The sequence below is a fragment of the Pseudoalteromonas sp. SR45-1 genome, from assembly GCF_014163655.1.
Lineage (GTDB): Bacteria > Pseudomonadota > Gammaproteobacteria > Enterobacterales > Alteromonadaceae > Pseudoalteromonas > Pseudoalteromonas distincta.
In genome coordinates, this window is the sequence record NZ_JACJDR010000009.1 from 47,760 (window position 1) to 69,998 (window position 22,239).

General features: G+C 40.1%; 14 protein-coding genes. 11 read left to right on the forward strand and 3 right to left on the reverse strand.

Going from position 1 to position 22,239, the window contains the following annotated elements:
* The first annotated feature begins 162 nt into the window (after positions 1-162).
* The 11 genes from rsxA to H5089_RS10775 all read left to right on the forward strand — a co-directional run bounded on the left by rsxA (position 163) and on the right by H5089_RS10775 (position 12,043).
* Positions 163-744 (forward strand): electron transport complex subunit RsxA, encoded by a 582-nt coding sequence (rsxA, locus tag H5089_RS10725; RefSeq protein ID WP_008172491.1) that lies wholly within the window; start codon positions 163-165, stop codon positions 742-744.
* Position 745: 1 nt separating this feature from the next.
* The gene (gene rsxB / locus H5089_RS10730) at positions 746-1,300 is read left to right on the forward strand and encodes an electron transport complex subunit RsxB (protein WP_007585357.1); all 555 of its coding nucleotides are present in this window, start codon (positions 746-748) and stop codon (positions 1,298-1,300) included.
* A gap of 8 nt (positions 1,301-1,308) precedes the next feature.
* On the forward strand, positions 1,309-3,885 hold the full coding sequence (rsxC, locus tag H5089_RS10735) for an electron transport complex subunit RsxC (RefSeq protein WP_182712196.1): 2,577 nt from the start codon (positions 1,309-1,311) through the stop codon (positions 3,883-3,885).
* Positions 3,882-4,940: an electron transport complex subunit RsxD gene (gene rsxD / locus H5089_RS10740; protein ID WP_182712197.1), complete on the forward strand. Its 1,059-nt coding sequence runs from the start codon at positions 3,882-3,884 to the stop codon at positions 4,938-4,940. The genes rsxC and rsxD overlap by 4 nt, the downstream gene beginning before the upstream one ends.
* On the forward strand, positions 4,937-5,578 hold the full coding sequence (gene rsxG / locus H5089_RS10745) for an electron transport complex subunit RsxG (protein ID WP_182712198.1): 642 nt from the start codon (positions 4,937-4,939) through the stop codon (positions 5,576-5,578). Before rsxD ends, rsxG begins: the two co-directional genes overlap by 4 nt.
* Positions 5,575-6,273: an electron transport complex subunit E gene (locus H5089_RS10750; RefSeq protein ID WP_002962263.1), complete on the forward strand. Its 699-nt coding sequence runs from the start codon at positions 5,575-5,577 to the stop codon at positions 6,271-6,273. The genes rsxG and H5089_RS10750 overlap by 4 nt, the downstream gene beginning before the upstream one ends.
* 49 nt (positions 6,274-6,322) lie before the next feature.
* Complete coding sequence (nth, locus tag H5089_RS10755; protein ID WP_024595475.1) at positions 6,323-6,955, forward strand: endonuclease III; 633 nt, start codon at positions 6,323-6,325, stop codon at positions 6,953-6,955.
* 142 nt (positions 6,956-7,097) lie between these two features.
* Positions 7,098-7,583 (forward strand): DUF3592 domain-containing protein, encoded by a 486-nt coding sequence (locus H5089_RS10760; RefSeq protein ID WP_182712199.1) that lies wholly within the window; start codon positions 7,098-7,100, stop codon positions 7,581-7,583.
* Positions 7,584-7,740: 157 nt separating this feature from the next.
* Positions 7,741-9,102 (forward strand): S41 family peptidase, encoded by a 1,362-nt coding sequence (locus H5089_RS10765; protein ID WP_182712200.1) that lies wholly within the window; start codon positions 7,741-7,743, stop codon positions 9,100-9,102.
* 281 nt (positions 9,103-9,383) lie between these two features.
* Positions 9,384-9,668, forward strand: coding sequence for a hypothetical protein (locus H5089_RS10770; RefSeq protein WP_007587265.1), 285 nt, complete (start codon positions 9,384-9,386; stop codon positions 9,666-9,668).
* Positions 9,669-10,132: 464 nt separating this feature from the next.
* Positions 10,133-12,043 (forward strand): aminotransferase class V-fold PLP-dependent enzyme, encoded by a 1,911-nt coding sequence (locus tag H5089_RS10775; protein ID WP_033021837.1) that lies wholly within the window; start codon positions 10,133-10,135, stop codon positions 12,041-12,043.
* Between the two features lie 372 nt (positions 12,044-12,415).
* Here the strand turns inward: H5089_RS10775 and H5089_RS10780 are convergent, their stop codons facing one another.
* The 3 genes from H5089_RS10780 to H5089_RS10790 all read right to left on the reverse strand — a co-directional run bounded on the left by H5089_RS10780 (position 12,416) and on the right by H5089_RS10790 (position 21,993).
* The gene (locus tag H5089_RS10780; protein ID WP_182712201.1) at positions 12,416-15,379 is read right to left on the reverse strand and encodes a TonB-dependent receptor; all 2,964 of its coding nucleotides are present in this window, start codon (positions 15,377-15,379) and stop codon (positions 12,416-12,418) included.
* Between the two features lie 523 nt (positions 15,380-15,902).
* Positions 15,903-18,935: a TonB-dependent receptor gene (locus H5089_RS10785; RefSeq protein ID WP_182712202.1), complete on the reverse strand. Its 3,033-nt coding sequence runs from the start codon at positions 18,933-18,935 to the stop codon at positions 15,903-15,905.
* A gap of 325 nt (positions 18,936-19,260) precedes the next feature.
* Positions 19,261-21,993: a poly(beta-D-mannuronate) lyase gene (locus H5089_RS10790; protein WP_182712203.1), complete on the reverse strand. Its 2,733-nt coding sequence runs from the start codon at positions 21,991-21,993 to the stop codon at positions 19,261-19,263.
* Between the last annotated feature and the right edge of the window lie 246 nt (positions 21,994-22,239).

Sequence of the window (22,239 nt, forward strand, 5' to 3'; positions counted from 1 at the left end):
CTGCTATTTGACTAATTCCTTACATCAAAATCACATTAATTTTACAGCCTTGTGATCAATATGTTTGTCCTTGCGTTTATTTAACTGATAACGACTCGCAAATGTTGTTTATCGGGGCAGAAAAAAGGATAATAAGCAGGACTTTAATAGCGTGAGGCACACATGACAGAATATGTCTTGTTATTGATTGGAACCGTTCTAGTTAATAACTTTGTATTAGTACAATTTTTAGGCTTATGTCCGTTTATGGGCGTATCAGGTAAGCTTGATACGGCGATTGGTATGTCTTTGGCAACCACGTTTGTGCTTACCCTTGCCTCTGTAACTAGCTATTTAGTTAATCAATATATCTTAATCCCTCTGGATATCGCCTTTTTACGCACCATGAGCTTTATTTTAGTGATTGCCGTTGTAGTGCAATTTACCGAAATGGTTGTGCGTAAAACCAGCCCTACTCTATATCGTTTATTAGGCATATTTTTACCGCTGATCACCACTAACTGTGCGGTATTAGGTGTGGCTTTATTAAATATCAAAGAAGATCATTCGTTTTTACAATCTGCGGTATATGGTTTTGGTGCTGCGGTTGGTTTTTCTTTAGTGCTTGTATTGTTTGCAGCACTACGAGAGCGTTTAGCAGCTGCTGACGTTCCTACGCCTTTTAAAGGCGCCTCTATTGCAATGATCACTGCAGGCTTAATGTCGATGGCGTTTATGGGTTTTACTGGATTAGTGAAGTTTTAATATGACCTTGTTTTATGCCTTGATAGCGATTGGTTCGCTAGCACTCATTTTTGGACTTATTTTAGGGTTTGCAGCAATTCGCTTTCGCGTTGAAGGTAACCCTATTGTTGAGCAAATAGATACGATTTTACCGCAAACTCAATGCGGACAATGTGGCTACCCGGGCTGCCGCCCTTACGCCGAAGCCATAGCTAATGGCGATGAAATAAATAAATGCCCACCAGGCGGCGAATCTACCATGAAAAAGCTTGCCGGCTTAATGGGGGTTGATGAAAAACCACTTGCCGGTGGCGAGCAAGCAGAACCTATAAAAACAGTGGCTTATATTCGCGAAGATGAATGTATTGGCTGTACCAAATGTATTCAAGCCTGCCCAGTTGACGCTATTTTGGGCGCAACTCGTCAAATGCATACCGTGTTAATTGATGAATGTACTGGCTGTGATTTATGTGTTGAGCCTTGCCCTGTAGATTGCATTGATATGCTACCTGTAGCCGAAACTAAACAAAACTGGAAATGGCAGCTAGACGCTATTCCTGTTACACAAATAGATTAGAGGTTTGAGTGGACAAGTTACTTGAACAAATAAAAAAAGGCACCGTGTGGGCATTTCCTGGCGGCATACACCCACCACAACAAAAATCACTCTCTAATAGTGCGAGTATCACTCGCCTACCCTTGCCCGACAAACTCATTGTTGCGCTTAAGCAGCACATAGGCGCAAATGGTAAGTTACTTGTAGAAAAAGGCCAACACGTATTAAAAGGCCAACCACTAACAGAACCCGCTGCTAACTGGTCGGTACCTGTACATGCGCCAAGCTCTGGTGTAGTTACTGATATTGCACCTATGCCATCAGCACATCCATCGGCCCTGCCTGAACTAAGTGTTATTATTGAACCAGACGGCAAAGACGAATGGGTAGCTCTAAATAAAAATAAAAATCCTGCTGAGCTTAGCCATGATGAGCTTATAAATATTATTCACCAAGCCGGTATTAGCGGTATGGGTGGTGCTGGTTTTCCTACTTATGTAAAAGCAGATACCAAGCAACCTATCGAATTTTTGATTGTAAATGCTGTTGAGTGCGAACCTTATATTACTGCCGATGACGTTTTAATGCGCGAACACGCTAAAGAAGTTATCCAAGGCATTGAAATAATGCAGCAACTTTTAAACCCAACACTGTGCATTGTGGGTATAGAAGATAACAAGCCTGAAGCTATTGCAGCAATGAAGCAAGCAGCTGAGCATAACTCAAAAATTATTATTCAAACGGTGCCAACTATTTATCCATCTGGCGGTGAAAAGCAATTAATTAAATTACTTACTAACCGTGAAGTTCCTAGCATTGGTATTCCAGCCGATATTGGTATTTTAGTGCATAACACGGGTACTTTGTTTGCCGTACAACAAGCCGTTTATGAAGGCAAACCGCTAATTGAGCGTATAGTTACGGTAACAGGTAACACTATTCATAAACCTGGAAATGTATGGGCACTGCTTGGTACTGAAATAAAGCATTTACTAGATTGCCAAGGTTTCTCTCCTGTACCGCAGCAAAGTGTTGTGATGGGCGGCCCAATGATGGGCTTTACGCTACCCACAGTACGTATTGGCATAGTTAAAACCACTAACTGTATTTTAGCGCCTGATCATAAAGAGCTAGCGGAACCCGGCCCTGAAAAAGCCTGTATACGTTGTAGCGCCTGTGCCGATGCCTGCCCTGCTTCTTTATTGCCACAACAATTGCAGTGGTTTGCTAAATCAAAAGAGTACGACAAACTACAAGAGCACAATTTATTTGATTGTATTGAATGTGGTGCTTGTGCATACGTGTGCCCAAGCGAAATCCCTCTTGTACAGTACTACCGTATAGCCAAAGTTGAAATTAAAGAACAACAAGCTGACAAAATTAAAGCCGACAGAGCAAAAGAGCGTTTTGATGCCCGAAAAGAACGTTTAGAGCGTGAGCAAGAAGAACGCCAAAACCGCCATAAACGCAAACCTGCTGCTAAGTCTGCTGACGAAAAGCAAAAAGTAGCTGAGGCACTAGCCCGTGTTAAAAATAAATCAGATAACGGCGATGAAAAATCTGCTGTTGCTGCCGCTATTGCACGCGCTAAAGCTAAAAAGCAACAAGGCGAAGAACTAGAGCCAGATAACAGCGAAGTAGCAAAAGAGCGCGCACTACGTAAAGAACAAGCGCGTAAATATAAAGAGCAAAAATCGCAAACAGATGAATCGGCCGAGACTACACCCGTTGATGATAAAAAATCAGCAGTAGCTGCAGCCATTGCTCGAGCTAAAGCTAAAAAAGCAGCACAAGTATTAGATAACGCTGAGCAAACAGTGAGTGAAGAGCCACAAACTGATGCCCCCGTTGATGACAAAAAATCAGCGGTAGCTGCAGCCATTGCTCGCGCTAAAGCCAAAAAGGCAGCACAAGCATTAGATAACGCTGAACAAACAGCAAGTGAAGTGCCACAAAGTGATGCCCCTGTTGATGACAAAAAGGCAGCCGTAGCGGCGGCCATTGCGCGTGCTAAAGCTAAAAAAGCAGCACAAGCATTAGATAACGCTGAACAAGCAACAAGTGAAGAGCCACAAAGTGATGCCCCTGTTGATGATAAAAAAGCAGCCGTAGCGGCGGCCATTGCGCGTGCAAAAGCTAAAAAAGCGGCTAAAGCATTAGAAGAAGCTGAGCAAACAGCAAGTGAAGTGCCACAAAGTGATGCCCCTGTTGATGACAAAAAGGCAGCGGTAGCCGCGGCCATTGTGCGTGCAAAAGCTAAAAAAGCGGCTAAATCATTAGAAGACGCTGAGCAAACCGTGAGTGAAGCGCCACAAAGCGATACGCCTGCTGATGCTAAAAAAGCAGCCGTAGCGGCGGCCATTGCTCGTGCAAAAGCTAAAAAAGCAGCTAAAGCACTAGAAGATACCGAACAAACTCAGCCCCAAGAGCTACAAGTTGATAGCGCAGCACCTAAGAGTGCAGAAAGTAACACCGATGACTCATCAGTTCTTATTAACGCAGATAAACCTAAATCAGCCGACGATAAGAAAAAAGCCGCCGTGGCTGCTGCAATTGCGAGAGCAAAAGCTAAAAAGTTACAAAAAGAAGGAAATAATCAGTCATGAAATTAACCATGACCAGTTCGCCGCATAATCACAGCCATAAATCGTTAACGCGATTAATGCTTAGCGTTATTGCTGCGTGTATTCCTGGGCTAATTGCTCAAGTTTTCTTTTTTGGAACAGGTGTACTTATTCAACTGGTGCTCGCGCTTGTTGCTGTAAGCGTATTTGAAGCTGCAATAATGCTAATACGAAAGCGCCCTGTTTGGCCTGCATTAAGTGATGGCAGTGCGTGGCTTACTGCCGTGTTATTGGCACTGAGTATTCCACCACTTGCGCCTTGGTGGATAATCGTTATTGGCTGTTTATTTTCTATTGTTATAGTTAAACAGCTTTATGGCGGCCTTGGGTTTAATTTATTCAATCCAGCAATGGCGGCTTATGTACTGCTTTTAGTTTCGTTTCCGGTACAAATGACTGCATGGTTGCCTGTTACCGATTTAATAAATACGCCAATAGGCTTTGCTGATCAGCTAAGGCTAATATTCACCGATTTTACGGCCTCTGGGTTTAGCCTAGATCAAGTACGTGCAGGGGTTGATGGCCTAACAATGGCAACACCGCTGGATACTGTTAAAACAGATATAGCCCACGGTTTAACCGTTACCGAAAGCATGCAAAAGCCATTATTTAACGAATGGGCTGGCCTTGGTTGGGTGTGGGTTAACTTAGGCTTTTTAGTGGGTGGTTTATACTTATTAAAAGCAAAAATAATTAACTGGCATATTCCTGTCAGTTTTATCGCAAGTTTAGCTGTATGTAGTGCTATTGGTTATATCGCATCACCTGGTACAGAGCCGGGCACCCTATTTCACTTATTAAGTGGTGCCACTATGATGGGAGCCTTTTTTATAGCAACCGATCCGGTATCTGCAGCAACAACTAACAAAGGGCGCTTAATTTATGGCGCGCTAATTGGCTTACTAATTTATTTAATTCGTACCTTTGGCGGTTTTCCTGATGCCATCGCATTTAGCGTATTATTGATTAATATTGCAGTGCCGCTAATAGACTACTACACACAGCCACGTACTTATGGCCATGGAGCAGTAAAATGATCATTTCGTCAATGGCTAAAAATGGTGCTATTTTAACTGCGTTTGCGTTAGCAACAACGGGCTTAGTTGCCTCTATCAACGCGCTTACTGCCGATAAAATTGCAGAGCAAGAACAACTGCAACTTACTGCGCAGCTACAAGAAGTGCTCGACCCAAAATCGTACGACAATCAATTATCACAAGATTGCGTGATTATTACTGACGAAAAACTAGGCCCATACGCAAATCAAGTAATTTACCGTGCTCGTAAAAACAATAAACCAGTCGCTGTTGTTATTAGGCATGTTACGCCAAACGGCTACAGTGGCGATATTAACTTATTAACAGCGGTATTAAGCGATGGCACTATTGCTGGCGTTCGTACGACTAAACACGAAGAAACCCCTGGTTTAGGCGACAAAGTAGAAGTTAAAAAATCACTTTGGATCACAACATTTAAAAGCTTAACGGTTGAAGGTGAAGAAGACGCTCGCTGGGCTGTTAAAAAAGATGGCGGCCAGTTTGATCAATTTACAGGCGCGACCATAACGCCACGTGCTGTTGTGGGCTCTGTTAAAAATGCCGTATTGTTCGCACAAACTAATTTTGATGATATTTTTGCAGCACCTAATGCCGAATGTATGGAGGTAGCTAAATGAGTGAGTTAAAAACATTATACAAAGAAGGTGTATGGGTAAATAACCCTGCCCTTGTGCAGCTTTTAGGTTTATGTCCACTGCTTGCCGTTACCTCAACTGTAACAAATGCCTTAGGTTTGGGCTTAGCAACTTTACTCGTACTAATAGGCTCAAATGTTACCGTATCAATTGTGCGTAACTGGGTGCCAAAAGATATTCGTATACCTGTATTTGTAATGATCATCGCGGGCTTTGTAACAATAGTTCAATTACTTATGAACGCTTATACCTTTGGTTTATATCAATCATTAGGGATTTTTATCCCGTTGATTGTAACTAACTGCGCCATTATTGGCCGCGCCGAAGCATATGCCTCTAAAAACCCTGTTCATTTATCAGCATTTGACGGCCTAATGATGGGCTTAGGCTTTATGGCTGTACTATTAGTATTAGGTACTATGCGCGAACTAATCGGCCAAGGTACGCTGTTTGACGGTGCCGACTTATTACTTGGCCCATGGGCACAGAGCTTGCGCATAGAAGTATTTAATTTTGATAACCAATTTTTACTCGCCATTTTGCCACCCGGTGCCTTTTTAGGCCTGGGGCTGCTTATTGCGGCTAAAAACGTAATTGACGCACAAATAAAATCAAAACAAGTTGCACCGCCAGAGGCTGAAAAAGGCCCTCGAGCACGTGTTACTAGCTTAACTTAAGGGGAAAACGTATTAGAGCAACAATTAGCACTAATACGTTTTAAGTTGCATGAATAAAGAAAAACGTCACCAAATACTGTCGCGCCTGCGCGACGATAATCCGCACCCAGTTACTGAGCTTGAATATTCAAGCCCGTTTGAGTTACTAGTAGCAGTAACCCTCTCAGCGCAAGCAACCGATGTAGGCGTTAATAAAGCCACTCGAAAGTTGTTCCCTGTTGCTAATACGCCACAAGCCATTTTAGACTTAGGTCACGATACACTGCGTGATTATATAAAAACCATCGGCTTATTTAATTCTAAAGCTGCCAACGTTTACAAAATGTGCCAAATTTTGGTGGATGAACATAACAGCATCGTGCCAGAAAATCGTGAAGCCCTAGAAGCCCTACCAGGCGTTGGCCGTAAAACCGCTAATGTTGTACTCAATACCGCCTTTGGCTGGCCTGTAATAGCCGTAGATACACACATATTTCGTGTATCTAACCGTACCAAGCTTGCCATGGGTAAAGATGTTGTCGCTGTAGAACAAAAGCTTGAAAAGGTTGTACCAAAAGAATTTAAAGTAGACGTACATCACTGGTTGATTCTTCACGGACGTTACACATGCGTAGCACGTAAACCTAAGTGTGGCAGCTGTATTATTGAAGACTTGTGTGAGTTTAAAGATAAAACAGAGTAACTATAGGCTGCCTTGAGCGATGAGCACATATTAGTTCATTTAATTTCACTTAAAAATTTTAGAAACCTTAGTAATAGTAATACCTTAGGTAATTTGTTAAAACTATATAAAGTAGATTAATGAGCGTTAAGTCGGCAGAAATATGCGCGATGAGCGCACTATTAAATTTTTAGGTAACTCAAGTATGTTCAGTATCGTCAGCAAAATGAACAACAACATTAAGATAGGATATATGTATCTGGTACTTGGTGTTCTGATGTTTTTGGGTGGCTTGTATATTACTAAAAGTACGTCAGATTTTATCGACAACGCGTTATCAGCAAAAGGCACTGTAATTGAGTTAATTCGAAAAGACGACTCGCTATATCCTGTAGTAAGCTTCATGGATGAAACTGAAAAACAACATACTTTTGAGTCTAATTATGGTTGTAGTCCCGCTTGCTATAAAGAACAAGAGCAAGTAACCGTTCTTTATAGCGGTGGTAATGTTAAAGCTCCTGTAATAAGTGGGTTTATGTCCTTATGGTTACCAAGTCTGCTTTTGTTAGGCATAGGCATTAGTTTTATTTTTGTAAGTCTATTCCAAATAAAAAGGTTACGGGGCAATATAGCGCAAAGCGTTGCCTAACAACATGCCCTAAGGTGGACGACCAGTAAAATCAGCTATTAATTACAAATTTTAAAAATGGTGGACCTCAGTTCTTTTAGCCAACAGCAATTTGCCGCTTAAGACAGCATTCTACGCTTAGTCTAGTTCGGTTGTGATTCACTATTAGGAGTAAACTTTGAATAAAGGGATTTTGTTATTTCTACTCACCGTACTTTGTACCATTAATTCTGCGAACTCCACTGAGACAACTTGGAAAACCCAAGGTTATGGTTACGTTTTTCATACTGTGGACAATAAAACAACAGCCTTTGATTTAACAACTAAGCATTGTTTGGAAAACCACTTTATCACCGATGAGTTTGAACAAATCTCGTTCATTGAAGAAACAAAAAAAGTGAATAAAGATACTCGCTTACTTAACTTTGGTGGTTTGTTTCCGTTAAAGCTAACGAAATTAGATAGTTTACCCGCTCAATGTCAATCCGAAAAAATTGTTAGTATTAAAGACAAAAACTATGAATTTAATGCCAATATTGTTCTTGACGTTCTAATGAATAATTTTGAAGAGCACTATGCATTTTCAAAAGATAAAAATATTAATTGGGTTGAGCAGAGAAAACTTTGGCAAAAAAGAATAACCTCAAAAACTACGCAAGATGAGCTATTTAGTATCATAGATGACTTTCTTAAAGAATTACGCGACGGTCATGCCATATTACTCAATCAAGATCTTGATAGGCTTTCACATTACTCACCAAGAAAGTGGTCATTTTGGGATGAATTAAAAGCGCACTCAGAAAACTACCCTGAATACTCAACTTACTGGGAATTACATACCGCATTAATTGAAAAGTCTCAGGAAAACATTATCAATTACATTGATAAAAACTATTCCACTCTTCAATATCACGATAATTTTACCTTAGCAAAAACGCCTCAAAATATTGCCTATTTAAAAATAAGTAACTTTGATGATTTCTCAAATAATGACGTAAAAGCAACAAAAGAGGTTATGGAGATATTTACGCCTATCATCCAACAAAGCAATGGTTTAATTATTGATTTACGTTTTAGTATGGGTGGAAGTGACTTAGTAGCATTTTCTATTTTATCTTACTTAATAGATTCAGAATTAGCCTTGGGGGGGAAACAATTTAAAACATCGACAGGTTATAGTGAACTTCAAAAAATTGTTGTCGCCCCATCAAAAATTAATCATTACACAGGAAGCATTGTTGTTCTAACTAGTCAAAAAACACCTAGTGCGGCTGAAGTATTTCTTTTAGGTTTACAAGCAAGAGGCAACGTTACTTTTATTGGTGAAAGAAGCTACGGAGCTTTTAGCGATGCGTTAACAAAAGCTTTGCCCAATGGTTGGGGGATCACATTATCAAATGAAAGATATCTCAATTCTCATGGGGATAATTATGAAAACATTGGATTGCCTGTAGATCATGAATTTGTATTTCTTGATGTGAAGAATATTGAAAGCGGAAAAGATGTGCAGCTTAATGAGGCAATTAAAGCTTTTAGATAAGTGCATTTGGCGTATAATGAGGCGTTACCAATATCTGCTGATGGCACTAAGCCGAACTTCGGCAAAGAGCGATAACCGACCATTCAGGTGAGTCGTCATTAACTTAGTAAGAATAAGTGAAAACCTCCCTCTTTTTCACATAGTAAAATAACCTTTCCTAAGCTTAATATTTATAGATGGCAATAACTTACACTATTTGCTATTAATAGAAACTCATAAAATAAGGATGTTTTCGCGCTAAAAAAGGAAAAGTGTCCTCTGATAAAGTTGTTAGGTTGCATATGAGCACTGAGATTGAACCAATGTATGTTGATTGTGGCGAACATGGTAAGCGAGTTGCGGCCGTCGTCTGTTGCCATTTGTTGAAACCAGAAGGTGTACCTGTAGGCTTTATTGAAAACTCTAGCGAACCTAATGACCTTCAAGCGTGGTGTTCCAAATGTGAAGCCTTGTTTGATGAAGAAGATGGTATGACTGAGAAGTTTCGAGCCTTTAATAAAATGTCAGTTGTGTGTGTCAATTGTTATGAAACATCAGCTGATTATCACAGCGTCGAGGCTCAATAGTGTTTGTTGTAGACCAGCAACCTAACAAGCCAAGTCAGCGGGAATTTTACTCGCTGAAAAACGCTCTTGAAATCCCCTGCTTGGGGCGTTACCACCGTCCGCTCATGGCACTCTCCAGCCACTCGACAACATAAAATGCTGATAATAATTGGTAAGGTATTTTACTGTGTCGGATGGCACTTCGCTTATTCGACCTGCACTGGCACAAAACTGCCCATCAAATAAGTATGATTTTTATACTGCAGTGGTATAAAACTTAAAGGGAAGTATATTGTCGTTGATAATGATCAAAATCTTTATGCTTACGATGCAAACAGAAAACACATGAATTTCATTGCGCCTCTTATTTGTAGTAGCCAATGAAATAGAATAATTATTAGAACATTATCAAAGTATTAATTTCACAAGTTACACTCCTTTGGTTATGCTAGTGAGCATTATAAAATTATATTGCGAAACCCTCTATGCTACCTCTACTTCGTATCTTGATAATTGAGCAAGACCCAGCCACTTTACAAGGGCTTTCAACGAATCTGTCAAAGACCATTCCTAACTTTGAGCGAGACGATATTCATATCGATATTATTGAATGCCTCGAGCTTAAACACGCGCTGGAATGTGTAGAGGAAGATGGTGATATTCAAGCCGTAGTTCTAAGCTGGGATATGCACAACAAAGTGGGTGAGCGAATGTATAGTCGCTTTATCGAGGATTTAAAGGCAATTCGTCTTGAGTTACCGGTTTATGTTATCGGCGACGACACTAAAGGGCTGGAGATCGTAAACGAATCAGAAGAAATTGAATCTTTCTTTTTTAAAGATGAAGTGATTTCTGACCCTGAAGCAATTTTAGGTTATATGATCAACGATTTTGACGACCGCTCTGAAACCCCATTTTGGACGGCGTACCGTCGTTACGTTGGTGAAGCAAACGACTCTTGGCACACACCGGGTCATAGTGGGGGTTCTAGCTTTAGAAACTCACCTTACATCAAAGATTTTTATCAGTTTTACGGCCGCAATGTATTTGTTGGCGACCTGTCGGTTTCGGTAGACTCGCTAGGTTCATTATCAGACAGCACTAATACTATTGGTCGCGCCCAAGAATCAGCAGCGGCGACGTTTGAAGTTAAGCACACCTACTTTGTTACAAATGGTTCATCCACCTCAAATAAAATCATCTTGCAGACACTGCTGCGCAAGGGAGATAAAGTAATTGTCGACCGTAATTGCCATAAATCAGTACACTATGGCATCTTGCAATCAGCTAGTTACCCCATTTATTTGGCGAGTATCTTAAATCCAAAATATGGTATTTTCGCGCCACCATCGTTGGCCGACATCAAGTTAGCAATTGAAAACAATACTGATGCTAAATTACTAGTGCTTACCGGTTGTACTTACGATGGCCTGCTTAGCGACCTGAAACAAGTCGTGGATTATGCTCATCAATATGGTATTAAGGTATTTATAGATGAAGCCTGGTTTGCATACTCTTTGTTTCATCCTAGCTTTCGTCATTATTCTGCGATACATGCAGGGGCTGACTACATTACGCATTCGGCGCATAAAGTAGTATCGGCGTTTTCTCAAGCGTCTTATATTCATATTAACGATCCCGATTTTGATGCCGATTTCTTTCGAGAGATTTATAGTATCTACGCTAGTACATCGCCTAAATATCAGCTTATTGCATCGCTTGACGTATGCCAAAAGCAATTAGAGATGGAAGGCTATAAGCTGCTCAATGCGCTGCTAAATCATGTTGAGGAGTTTAAACAACAGATGGCCTCGCTTAAGCAAATTAAAGTATTAGCTAAGCAAGACTTTATGGAAATATTCCCGCATTTTAGTGGTGATAATATGGGTCACGATCCATTAAAGATCCTTATTGATATTAGTGAGCTACCTTACTCATTAAAAGATATTCATAAATATCTACTGGATGAAATTGGGCTAGAGATAGAAAAATACACACACAGCACCATTTTGGTTTTACTGACGCTTGGCGGCACGCGCTCAAAAATAATTCGTTTGTACAATGCATTGAAAAAGCTAGACAGCGGTAAGGTAAAGCTATCGAAATCGACGCGTAGAGCTCGCTTACCCGAAAACTTACCAGCTATAGACTTGGCGTGTATTCCAAGCGATGCTTTTTATGGCGACCGCGAATCTGTGCCTATCAGCAAAAGTAACAATCGTATTTGTGCAGGTTTAGTTACTCCATACCCACCGGGTATTCCGCTTTTAGTCCCAGGCCAGCATATTACTGATGATCATGTTGAATATTTGCAAGAGTTGGCAAGCCAAGGACTGACTATTCAAGGCAGTTTCGATGGTGAAATTTATGTTCTTAAGGGTAAGGTTAAAAAATAAAGGCATTGGTTTAATACTATCTCAATAATAATACCAATCTGCTTATATACGGGGTCTATTTAACGTTAAGAAAATTACACTAGAACTAGGCAAAAATTTTTGTATCTAGTTGTTCTAAATAAAAAATTTTTAACGACGTTATAGTGCAATTTAATTCGTTAAATTGATCAAAGATTTATGCAGGTTGGTATAATTACTGGTGGCAGTGTCGCAAGACATTGCCGCTGTAACGGTATTGATAAGTAAAATACAAAGTGGAATAAATCATTTTTGTAAATGTTAACTAATTATAGTTAAAAAAAAGCAAGCCAGGTGGCTTGCTTTTAGCGTCTTTAAATACACACACTTATAGACTCGATTTAACTATAACCTTTAAAATCTATAGCTTGCGCCAAATGTAATACGGCGGTCTGTAATACCTTGGAAACAAAGTAAAGCACCTTCGTTTACACAAGACTGGCTAACTTCTGACTCAGTTAAGTTAACGGCTTCAATACCGATATTTAGCTGATCGTTCACATCATAACTTATGCTGGCATTAAGCTGCCCTCTGTCTTCTTGTACAACAGGGAAACCCCATGGGAAGCTTGAAGTGCTACCAAAGTCAGTTGAACGGTACCCTTCGCGCCACGTGTAACGCGCTCGAGCAGATAGACCGTATTTCTCATAATAAAATGTGATGTTATATGCGTTTTCTGACAAATCAATGAGTGATTGCTTAGCACTGATGTCTGCATCCGGGTTACCGGTTGTTAATGCAAAAACAGCATTTGCACGACTCGTTGCGGTGTCAAATGATTCACCACCAGAAAATTCTTGATAGGTGTAGTTAGCAACAACACCAAAACCTGATGCCCAGCCTAGCTCTTTTTCAAAATTTGATAAGTCGTATTGAGCTGCAAGCTCGATGCCTTGCTGTGTTGTTTCGCCAGAATCATTAATAGTAGTTTGTGTTGGTACACATAACCCTACACCAGCATCTGGGCCAAATACGTTTATGTCAGCAATTGGGTTAAATATGCCGCCGCCTTCACATTCAGGACCATTTGTATCGCGAAAGCCTGTGTTTGGGTCTTCAAATGGGTCAACTTGCTGTGTAACGTGCAAATCGCTACGTGTTTTATGAAAGTACCCCACACTTAATAAAGCAGCGGGTGCAAAATACCAATCAGTGGATATATCGAAAGAGGTTACTTCTTCTGGCTCTAAGCCTGAGTTACCTATTGAAACTGCACTATTAGGGCTGGTGCCAAACGTAACGGATGTAGATAGGTCATCAAAATCTGGGCGTCTGATATCTTTTGACCAACCTAGACGAACAATCACATCTTCACTTACATTCGCGGCTAAATTAAATCGTGGTAAAAAGAAATCGTAATCACCTTTTGACGTTACTTGAGTCACCAGTTCGTTGCCACTTCCATCTTGAGTAACAGAGTTACCTAGCGATGTAACTTCAGTCTCTAAATAACGTAAGCCAAAGTTACCGCGAAACATGCCATACTCAAAATTAGCTTGTGCATATAAGGCATGTGTTTCTTCTTCAATATCAAAAAACGCATTTACTTGAGACGTTGGTGAACTTATTGGACCACGATCAGAACCTGTTATTGCATTATTAGCTTCAATCGCTTGGTTAAGTGCTGCTAATACAGCTTGTGGATCAGAGGATGCAAGCTCTGGGTTTATAAGTAAGAAATCACGAATATAAAGTGCTCGCCCATCACCATCATTAAAGTTATCTGGGCCCGCTGTTAATAATTGTGCAAATAAATCACCCGTTGGGCTATCAGCCATATTTCTTAAACCAACGTTAGAGCGAACTTGATCCGACATACTGCTCGTTTTACTGTAGCGGTAACCAAAATCGACTGACGTTATTACATCATCTAAGTAATATGTAAAATCTGTACGAAACGCATCTTCTGTATTTTCTGACTCATCTTGCCCTTGGTTTACGTCACGTAGAACAACATTTGCAGGGTCGAGTAATTGAGCCATTGTTGGCGCGTTTGCCTCCCCCGTTGCAATACCAAATGTAAGTGCATCACCTGTAAGATCATACTCAAAAGGAGTCCCGTTTTCATTTGACGAATTAGTAGCGACATTTGGATTTATAAAATTAAGCGTTGTATTAAAGCTTGGTGTAGTTGAATCAGAACGAGAGGTTGAGGCTTCAACACTTGCAAATAATCTATCGCCTTGCCATTCGCCCCCTATTCTAAATATTTTGCTTTTTGTTATGCGTGAATTAGTATCACTAGAAAAACGTAAATTAGGATCGCCACCACCGTCTTCAACCGGAATAACGCCTCTTACGGCCGCTTGTATGCTGCCTAGGTTTTGTCCGTCAAGTGAACCAAAATTAACTGTTTCAAATTCACTCGGTATTGATACATTTCTAAGATCACTTAGGCCAGATGCTTGTACTCTTGAGCTTTCTTGGCGGCGCTCTTGATCGTTAACAACTGCATCAAAAAAGAATTTTATATTATCGTTTGGTGCATATTCAAATGTACCTGCGAAGTTTTTTGTCTCGTATTCGTAATTATCGTAATCTTGAATTAAAAATTGTACTGGTAGAAAATCAAACGATTGTGCACTTGCAGCACCACTATCAGCGGCTACCGAATTATCTCTATCAGCACGAGGACGAAATGCGGTTACGTCTTGCTCACTGTAACTGCCACTAAATACAACACCAAACTTACCGCCAGAATCAAGCTCCCAGTTATCACCCCAAGCACCCGATACCCTAGGAGTAACACCATCTGTTGATAAGCTACTATCTTCACCTTGAACTCTAATTGAGCCTAGAGTTTCATTTAACTGTAACGGGCGAATTGTTTTAAGGTTTATTGTTGCGCCCACAGAGCCTTCGATTGTTTTTGCTTCAGGTGACTTAATTACTTCTACACCGGAGATGATTGCAGCTGATACATCTTCAAAACTAATGCCACTTCGCCCAGACCCTGAGCCAACTGTTGATACGCCGTTCACTTCTGTACGATTGGCATTGGTACCACGAATTTGAACACCTGTACCTACCCCTGCTTCACGGGTAATTTGAATCCCTGTTACATTTTCAAGTACTTCTGCGAGGTTTTGATCTGGTAGCTTACCAATATCGACAGCCTCAATAATCTCAACAAGGCTATCTGCTGAACGCTTTTGTGCAAGCGCATTTGTAAGCGATTGTCGAATGCCTGAAACTTCGATAACCTCAAGATCGTCTGCAGCTTTTTTTGGAGCTTCTTGCGCCTGTGTAGACAAAGACATACCAAGTGCGGTTGCCGATATAACTGCCAGTGTAATTTTAGATAACTTGTGACTCATAGTTTTTTTCCTGTGTGTGTGAAATGCTATGTTTAACCAGCTACTTTATTGTTTTTATTAAAAGCCCTTAATTATTACAAACCCTTAACCTTATATTTACACCCAACTATAAAAAGGTCAACCTTTTGGTAATAAATTTAGATCAAATATTATGCAATATGTTATTACCAAAATAGAAAAACTTAACTAACCTATAATTTAAAATCATAAAGTATATTTTAAGTTCTTGTTATTTATTGATTTTAAATTTAATTAGAAATTGAGCTGTTAATTACAAGGGTTAAAAGAGTTATCGTTTTAAAAATGAAATAATTTAGGAAGGAGAAACCGATGATGTTGGGCGTGCTGAATAAATGGCATTATTGGTTAACCAATTTGGTTTTGAGTCAAGAAGCGTTTATTAGAAAGCGAGCTATGTTGAGTACTATTTATTAGCGCTATTGAAAATATAAAATTGAAGAATTTAGGGATCAAAAAAGGCGGTAAAACCGCCTTTTTAATGAGATTTAATGTTTAACTATTATTACAGCTTGTAGCTTAAACCTAAGAATAAGCGTGGGCCGTAGTCATTCACTTCACCTAAGTTTCCTTCAACAAAGAAATCTTGTGATTTAGGTGCGCTGAACAAGTTAATTGCTTCTGCTTTAACTCTAAAGTGCTCATCAATTTTGTATGATGCGCGCATTTCCCAAACGCCTACAGAATCAACATAACGAAGTCGAGTACCATTTGTAGTATATGGTTGGAAATACTCACTACGATATTTGTAAATAACAGCAGTATCAAACCCACCAATTTGGTAGTACAGCTGGCTGCTAAATACATGCTTTGAGAAGCCAGGTACTGAAGCTGACTCAACAATACCGTCAGTTAATTGTGTAGTATTACCGTCTACATCAGTAACAAACGTATCGCCGTATAAGCTATCTTGGAACTCAAAGTCAGTGTCTGCATAGTTGTAACCAAATTTCATACCGATGCCATTATCCCAGTGGTAAGAAAATGAAGCTTCAAGACCTAATATTTCACTGTCCTCGTCTGACGTAACAGAGTTGGTGATTGGTAGTGAAACTGTTTCACCGGCAACAGTAAAATCTTCAATTACGGTTTGTTGTTGAAAACCGCCATTGAACTGTTTGTAGTATAAGCTTAACGCTAAGATTGAATCTTCGTTAGGGTACCATTCAAACGCAGCGTCGTAGTTCCAAGACATAAGTGGTTGAGTGTCTGGATTACCAGAACCATTTACACCCACTAATAAATCGCTGATTGATGTTGCTGTACCTTCTGTATCTTCTTGGAATGTACGGCTATAACCTAAATTAGATGGATTTGCGCGTGACATACCACGGTATATACCTGCTCGGAATAAAATATCTTCGCTGTAATCAATAACTAGGTTAAAGCTTGGTAAATACTTAGTGTAATCGCCACCACTTTTTATTTTATCCAGTGAACCGTTATCAGACTCAACTAGAGACAGTACACCGGTATCACTTGTTACAACATCAAAGCTATTTCTAAAACCAATCGAAGTTACATCTGTGTCTACAATACGAAGACCAAAGTTACCGCGAATGAATTTGCCAAACATTTCAGTATCGTAGTTAGCCATTAAGTACACTGATGTTGTTTTTTCTGTTACATCAATTGTACCTGCATTTTCATATTCCACTTCTGGGTAAGCAAACACACCATCAACGTTAGAACCAGCTACAGCTTGTGAGAAACATACGTTGTCGTATGTAGCCCATGATGAACCTGTACCGCTAGCTACAACGTTACCGTCGCTATCAATATTTGTTACGATATCACCATCAGATACACTCGATAAAAAGCCTGATTCAGGGAAATCGATTTGACAACCTTGTAATACGTCAAGCGCTTCAGTACCAGAGTCTAGTGTAAATTCGTTTCTTGAACCGTTACCTTGGCTACCACCATACTGTAGGAAGGTCATTTCAGATGTTCTAATACCACCTTGAATACTTGTAAAAACGTTGCCATCTAGCGCATAGTCAAAATCTAGTCGCGCTGATATAACTTCGTTTTCACGAACATTTTCACGGTCAAGTCGTGTTCTTAGGCTATCTGTAAAGTTTGAAATATCTGTTACGTCAAAATCTGTCAGTGTGAAATGAGGAATTTCATCGCCCATATCCCAAGAAAAGAAATTGCGACCTGATGTTCTACCACGGTTAGATATTTGAAGTTCTTCACGTTCAGTTTTTGAATACGCTAAATCTAAGTCAACAGTTAATCTATCGGTAACTGTATGTTCTATATTTATGCCGTAACCTTGGTAGTTTTCTTCACGAGAAAATTGCTCACCCGCTGATTCAATACGCTCTTCACCTTCCCAATGTAAAATACCGCCTACATCGTTAGTTACAAGTGTTGGACCGGTTACACCTGGTGTTGCACGTTTTTGTAAAAAGATTAAATCGTGGCGTGCTTCTTGTTGTGTTCTATCTGAAATTTGTGCATCAAAGTTAACATCCCAATCAGCTGACGGTTGGTATTGCAGTGCAAAAAATACTGCATCACGTTCATCTGATGTCTCGTTTTGGCGAAAGCTTCGGCTACTGCCAGTCCAAGCATACGGAGTACCATCACTTACTGCTTTACCTGTTTCTGGATCGATTTCTGTATCGTAACCTTGGTTGCTACTGCCATTAACTTGGTCTTCACAGTCGCCTGCGCTGCTACGATAAAAACCTTCATTGGTATTAGTCGGATCGTTTAAACACGCCCACAATGAAGAACCTGATGGGCTAGAACTTCTGTATTCAGCCTCTGGTTGACTAATTTCTTGGCGCTGCACACCAAAAGACACACCAACGGCTTGGCCGTTATCAAATTCAAACTGATCAACATAACTAAACGTGCCACGGTAACCCGCGTCACTTTGCAGCGAGTTATCTACATTACCTTCGTCTGGGTTGTAATTTAATTTAACCTCAGCTGATACACGTTGTTTGCCAAAATCAAGTGGAGTTATAGTTTCAAGTGCAATAACACCTGCAACACCACCTTCAATCATTGAGGCATCTTGCGTTTTATATATCGCTACTTTTTTTACAAGTTCAGAAGGGAACTGCGAAAAGTTAACTGAGCGGTCACCACTACCATTAGTCGCTTCACGACCATTAATGTGTGTTGCACTTAAAAATGGACCAAGACCACGGATAGTGATTTCTGTAGCACCACCGTTTTCACGGTGAGATGCAGCACCTGTAATTGATTCTAGTGCTTCGCCGATTGACAGTGCTGGTAAATCACCAATATCTTCAGATGACAGGCCATCAACTACTGTTGTTGCTTCACGTTTAATTGCTATTTGATCTTGTATCGTTCTACGTGTACCTGTAACACTAATTATTTCAACGTCTTCTTCAACTTCTGTCGCTTTTCCCTGATCTTCCTGTGCGCTTGCTGTAAATACGCAAGAACTTGCCATACCTGCGATGACCGCTGTTCTTACCCATTTTGCAACTGGGCGCATTGCAAACTGCCCTGTTGTAGAATTATTGTTATCTCGTGACTTCAACGACATTTGAATTCTCCGCTGGTTGTTGTTGTGTGATTTTAGTGTGTTAGCTTGTTATGCTGATGTATATTTTATGTGACCTTTGATATTAATATACTTAAACCCAGCACGATGATCAACCAATTTGACGTTTTAATATTACCATAAGGTATACCAATTTTAACTTAACGGCATTACCAGTAGGTCAGGCAGGTTTTTTGCTAGAATATAAACAGCTCTAAACTAGTCGATAAATGGGTAATGTAGGTTGAGAAAAGTGTGGTGATTATTAATAAATAATAAAAAAGCCCCAAATTTGGGGCTTTTAAAAGTTAACTGATTAATTGGTTACTTAATCGTTTTGTATTTTCCATGTAGATCCAACACCGACTTCAGATGATTGAATATAATGAAGACCTTTAGCACCTGCCTCTGCCTGAAGGCCTGCAGGGTCAGTTTCTAATAACGTACTTGCTGCTGTAACGTACTCAAGCACTTCTTTACCGTTATTTGCTGGGTCTTGGTCAATTGCACCATCAGTATCGAATGCGCCATTACCATTTAGTTTTCTAATTTCAACCCAGTCACCGCTTGCATCGCCTGATACTCGACTATCCATATAGCCAAAGTTGTTACTTAGCACCGAACTATCATGATTAATTAAGTCACAGTCATATTCAAAAGCATGGTCACTATCAAGTGTATTTGGGTAAAATAGGCCTTGAGTTGTAGCACTGCTGCTTATTGTATCTGCGTCTGTTTGATCACCTAAACCGTTTGCAATTAAATTTCCATTAAAGTTTATAACAAACGCATTTTTGGTCAGCCCATAGAGAACCGGCGCATTCGCTGCGGTTAACTCATCACAATCACTTGTTGGTGCTTTAGAGCCTATTTCCGTACTAAATACAATAGGTTGCTGTGAGTTCAAAACCGTATTGTTTGTTACATTTAGTGTAAAGTCGCCAGCCGCATCAAGTACAGCTTGGTTACCCGAGTTTGGCACACCGCCATCAGCTTGTGAAAATGGGTTAGCTGTAAATACAATACCGCCCGCTTCTTTATTACCAGAACGAATACCAGCAATGTAGTTGTTACTCACGGTGTGACCAAGTGGTGTAATCAATACCCCAGCAGGTCTATCGCTTGAGCTTGCAATATCTGTAGTACGAATAATAATGTTGTCTGTAACACTATTAAACCCACCATCTTCTAATGAAATACCACCATTAGGATTTATGATTGTATTGCCTTTGATGGTTGCGCCAGAAGTTTGTACACGCATTAAACGACGACCCGTTACAAAGTTTTCTACGCGGTTATACTGAATAGTAAAGTTTGCGTTATCAGCTGCACCACTACCCGTTGTACTACCAGCATTGATTAAGTATAAACTTGATTGATCAAAGTTTGGATTATCACTGTCACTAAATAAATTATATTGAATAACGTGATCAGAGCTTGATGATGATATTTTTATCACAGACCCTTTTTCTGCTACATTTCGATTAGAGAATGTATTTCGCTCAACCAACGCACTTTGACCTTTTATCATCAGCCAATGGTATTCAGAGTTATTGAGTGTAGCTTCTTCTCCATCCATCGTGTTTTGCGAAAAAGTAAAGTTATCCCCTTCTGAGTAAATAACAGCACCTTCTTCGGTTTCACAAAATGCACCCGCTTTAGTATCTATATTCTTAAAGGTAAGCCCTGTTAACCCAGCGCCATCTACTCCAGCAGCTACATGCACACATACTTCACCACTAAGTACAGGAGTTTGACCTTCTACAGCGCGAAGCGTTACTGCACTGGTTAATAAAATTGCGTCCATATCAGCATAAACACCCGTGTTTAAACCAATAACATCACCGTCAGCTAAACCGCCACTTATAGCACCAAGGAGTGCTTCAGGGCTACTAACTAATTGTGTGTAAACCAATGTATCAAGTGAGTTTGTAACCTCACTCGCAAAGCCATCATTATCTGTATACGTGGCTTTTACTGACATTATTGAGCCAGCGTAATCAGAAGGCGTAAATGTTTTACTATTGCTCCCAGCTATTTCAACGCCATCAGCAGACCAAGTATAAGTAACGTTAGCCTCTTCAACGCCGTTGTTATCAGTTATCTCAGCGGTTAACTCGCCATTTGTTAAATAAGGCACTACACCCATAATGGCTACGCTACCGGCTTCGTCAACCGCAACAGCAGAAACAGCAATTGTTTCCTCTGATGTATTATCCTCGATAAACCCATTATCATCTGTATAAGCAACCTTAACACTTACCTTTTGACCTAAAAGTGATGCATCAACTGTAAAGGTGCTCTCTATTGCGCCATCTATCTCTTGTGCGTCAGCAAGCCATTGATAAGTGATATCTCCTGTCGCCCCATCGGTATCATTAATTTCTGCTGTTAAAGTATTTCCAACAGTTGGCGTGCCGCTAATTGTAACTTCGCCTTCTGAGTTTGTTCGTGCGACAACCTCTGTACCGGCTGAAGTTACAGACTCGTTAAACCCACGGCTATCTTCAAAAGATGCACTAACTGTAATAACTGTACCAAACTGTGCGTCTGTTAACGTGAGCGTTGAAAGTGCTTCATCAGCAATTTCTACGTCATCTGCAAACCATTTATAAGTTACTGTATCGCCATCAAAGCCATTGTCGTCAGCTACATTAGCAGTTAGTTGCGAACCAACTAGTGCGTCACCTGTAATAGTTAAACTTGCAGGAAATGCGATTGCGGCAACATCTGCGGTTGGTTCTGTAATATGCGATTCATTAATACCGCCATCATCTGTATAAAGCCCTTGAACTGTAATTGGTAACCCTATCTGATCGTCAGTCAATGTAAATGAAGCGCTATTTGCACCAGCAATTGCCTCACCATCTGCATACCAGTAGTAAGTCACGTCAACTGAGATACCATCAGGGTCACTAACTTCAGCTGTTAATGTTTGTCCGCTTGTAACAGTTCCACTAAGAGCAATAGAGCCCAAGTTGTTGTCATTGTTGTTTGAGTTTGTGTCACAACCAACGATTGCTGCTGCAATAGCGCATAGCGCAAAATGTTTGAATTTCATGGTGGCTCTATTCTCCAAATTTATAGTTTTAATATTTGGCTATCTATTGTGTGTGTTACCAAATAAATCATGTGTTTATTACCAAATTCATTTAAATTGCAAATAAATTGTTAACCAACTTGGTAATATAACCACAATAAAATAAGTTTTTCCACTATCCCAACCTAATTAAATAACAATAAATAAACACCAAGTTAACCTTGGGCTTTTATTGTTGGTTAAAAATTGAATTCAATTGTGAAAAAT

Excerpts from the sequence above, each read along its gene's own strand:
- H5089_RS10770 (WP_007587265.1), top strand. The coding sequence starts at position 9,384 with ATGAGCACTGAGATTGAACCAATGTATGTTGATTGTGGCGAACATGGT.
- rsxD (WP_182712197.1), top strand. The coding sequence starts at position 3,882 with ATGAAATTAACCATGACCAGTTCGCCGCATAATCACAGCCATAAATCG.
- H5089_RS10750 (WP_002962263.1), top strand. The coding sequence starts at position 5,575 with ATGAGTGAGTTAAAAACATTATACAAAGAAGGTGTATGGGTAAATAAC.
- H5089_RS10775 (WP_033021837.1), top strand. The coding sequence starts at position 10,133 with ATGCTACCTCTACTTCGTATCTTGATAATTGAGCAAGACCCAGCCACT.
- H5089_RS10790 (WP_182712203.1), bottom strand. The coding sequence starts at position 21,993 with ATGAAATTCAAACATTTTGCGCTATGCGCTATTGCAGCAGCAATCGTT.
- H5089_RS10780 (WP_182712201.1), bottom strand. The coding sequence starts at position 15,379 with ATGAGTCACAAGTTATCTAAAATTACACTGGCAGTTATATCGGCAACC.
- nth (WP_024595475.1), top strand. The coding sequence starts at position 6,323 with ATGAATAAAGAAAAACGTCACCAAATACTGTCGCGCCTGCGCGACGAT.
- rsxG (WP_182712198.1), top strand. The coding sequence starts at position 4,937 with ATGATCATTTCGTCAATGGCTAAAAATGGTGCTATTTTAACTGCGTTT.
- rsxB (WP_007585357.1), top strand. The coding sequence starts at position 746 with ATGACCTTGTTTTATGCCTTGATAGCGATTGGTTCGCTAGCACTCATT.
- H5089_RS10760 (WP_182712199.1), top strand. The coding sequence starts at position 7,098 with ATGCGCGATGAGCGCACTATTAAATTTTTAGGTAACTCAAGTATGTTC.
- H5089_RS10785 (WP_182712202.1), bottom strand. The coding sequence starts at position 18,935 with ATGTCGTTGAAGTCACGAGATAACAATAATTCTACAACAGGGCAGTTT.
- rsxA (WP_008172491.1), top strand. The coding sequence starts at position 163 with ATGACAGAATATGTCTTGTTATTGATTGGAACCGTTCTAGTTAATAAC.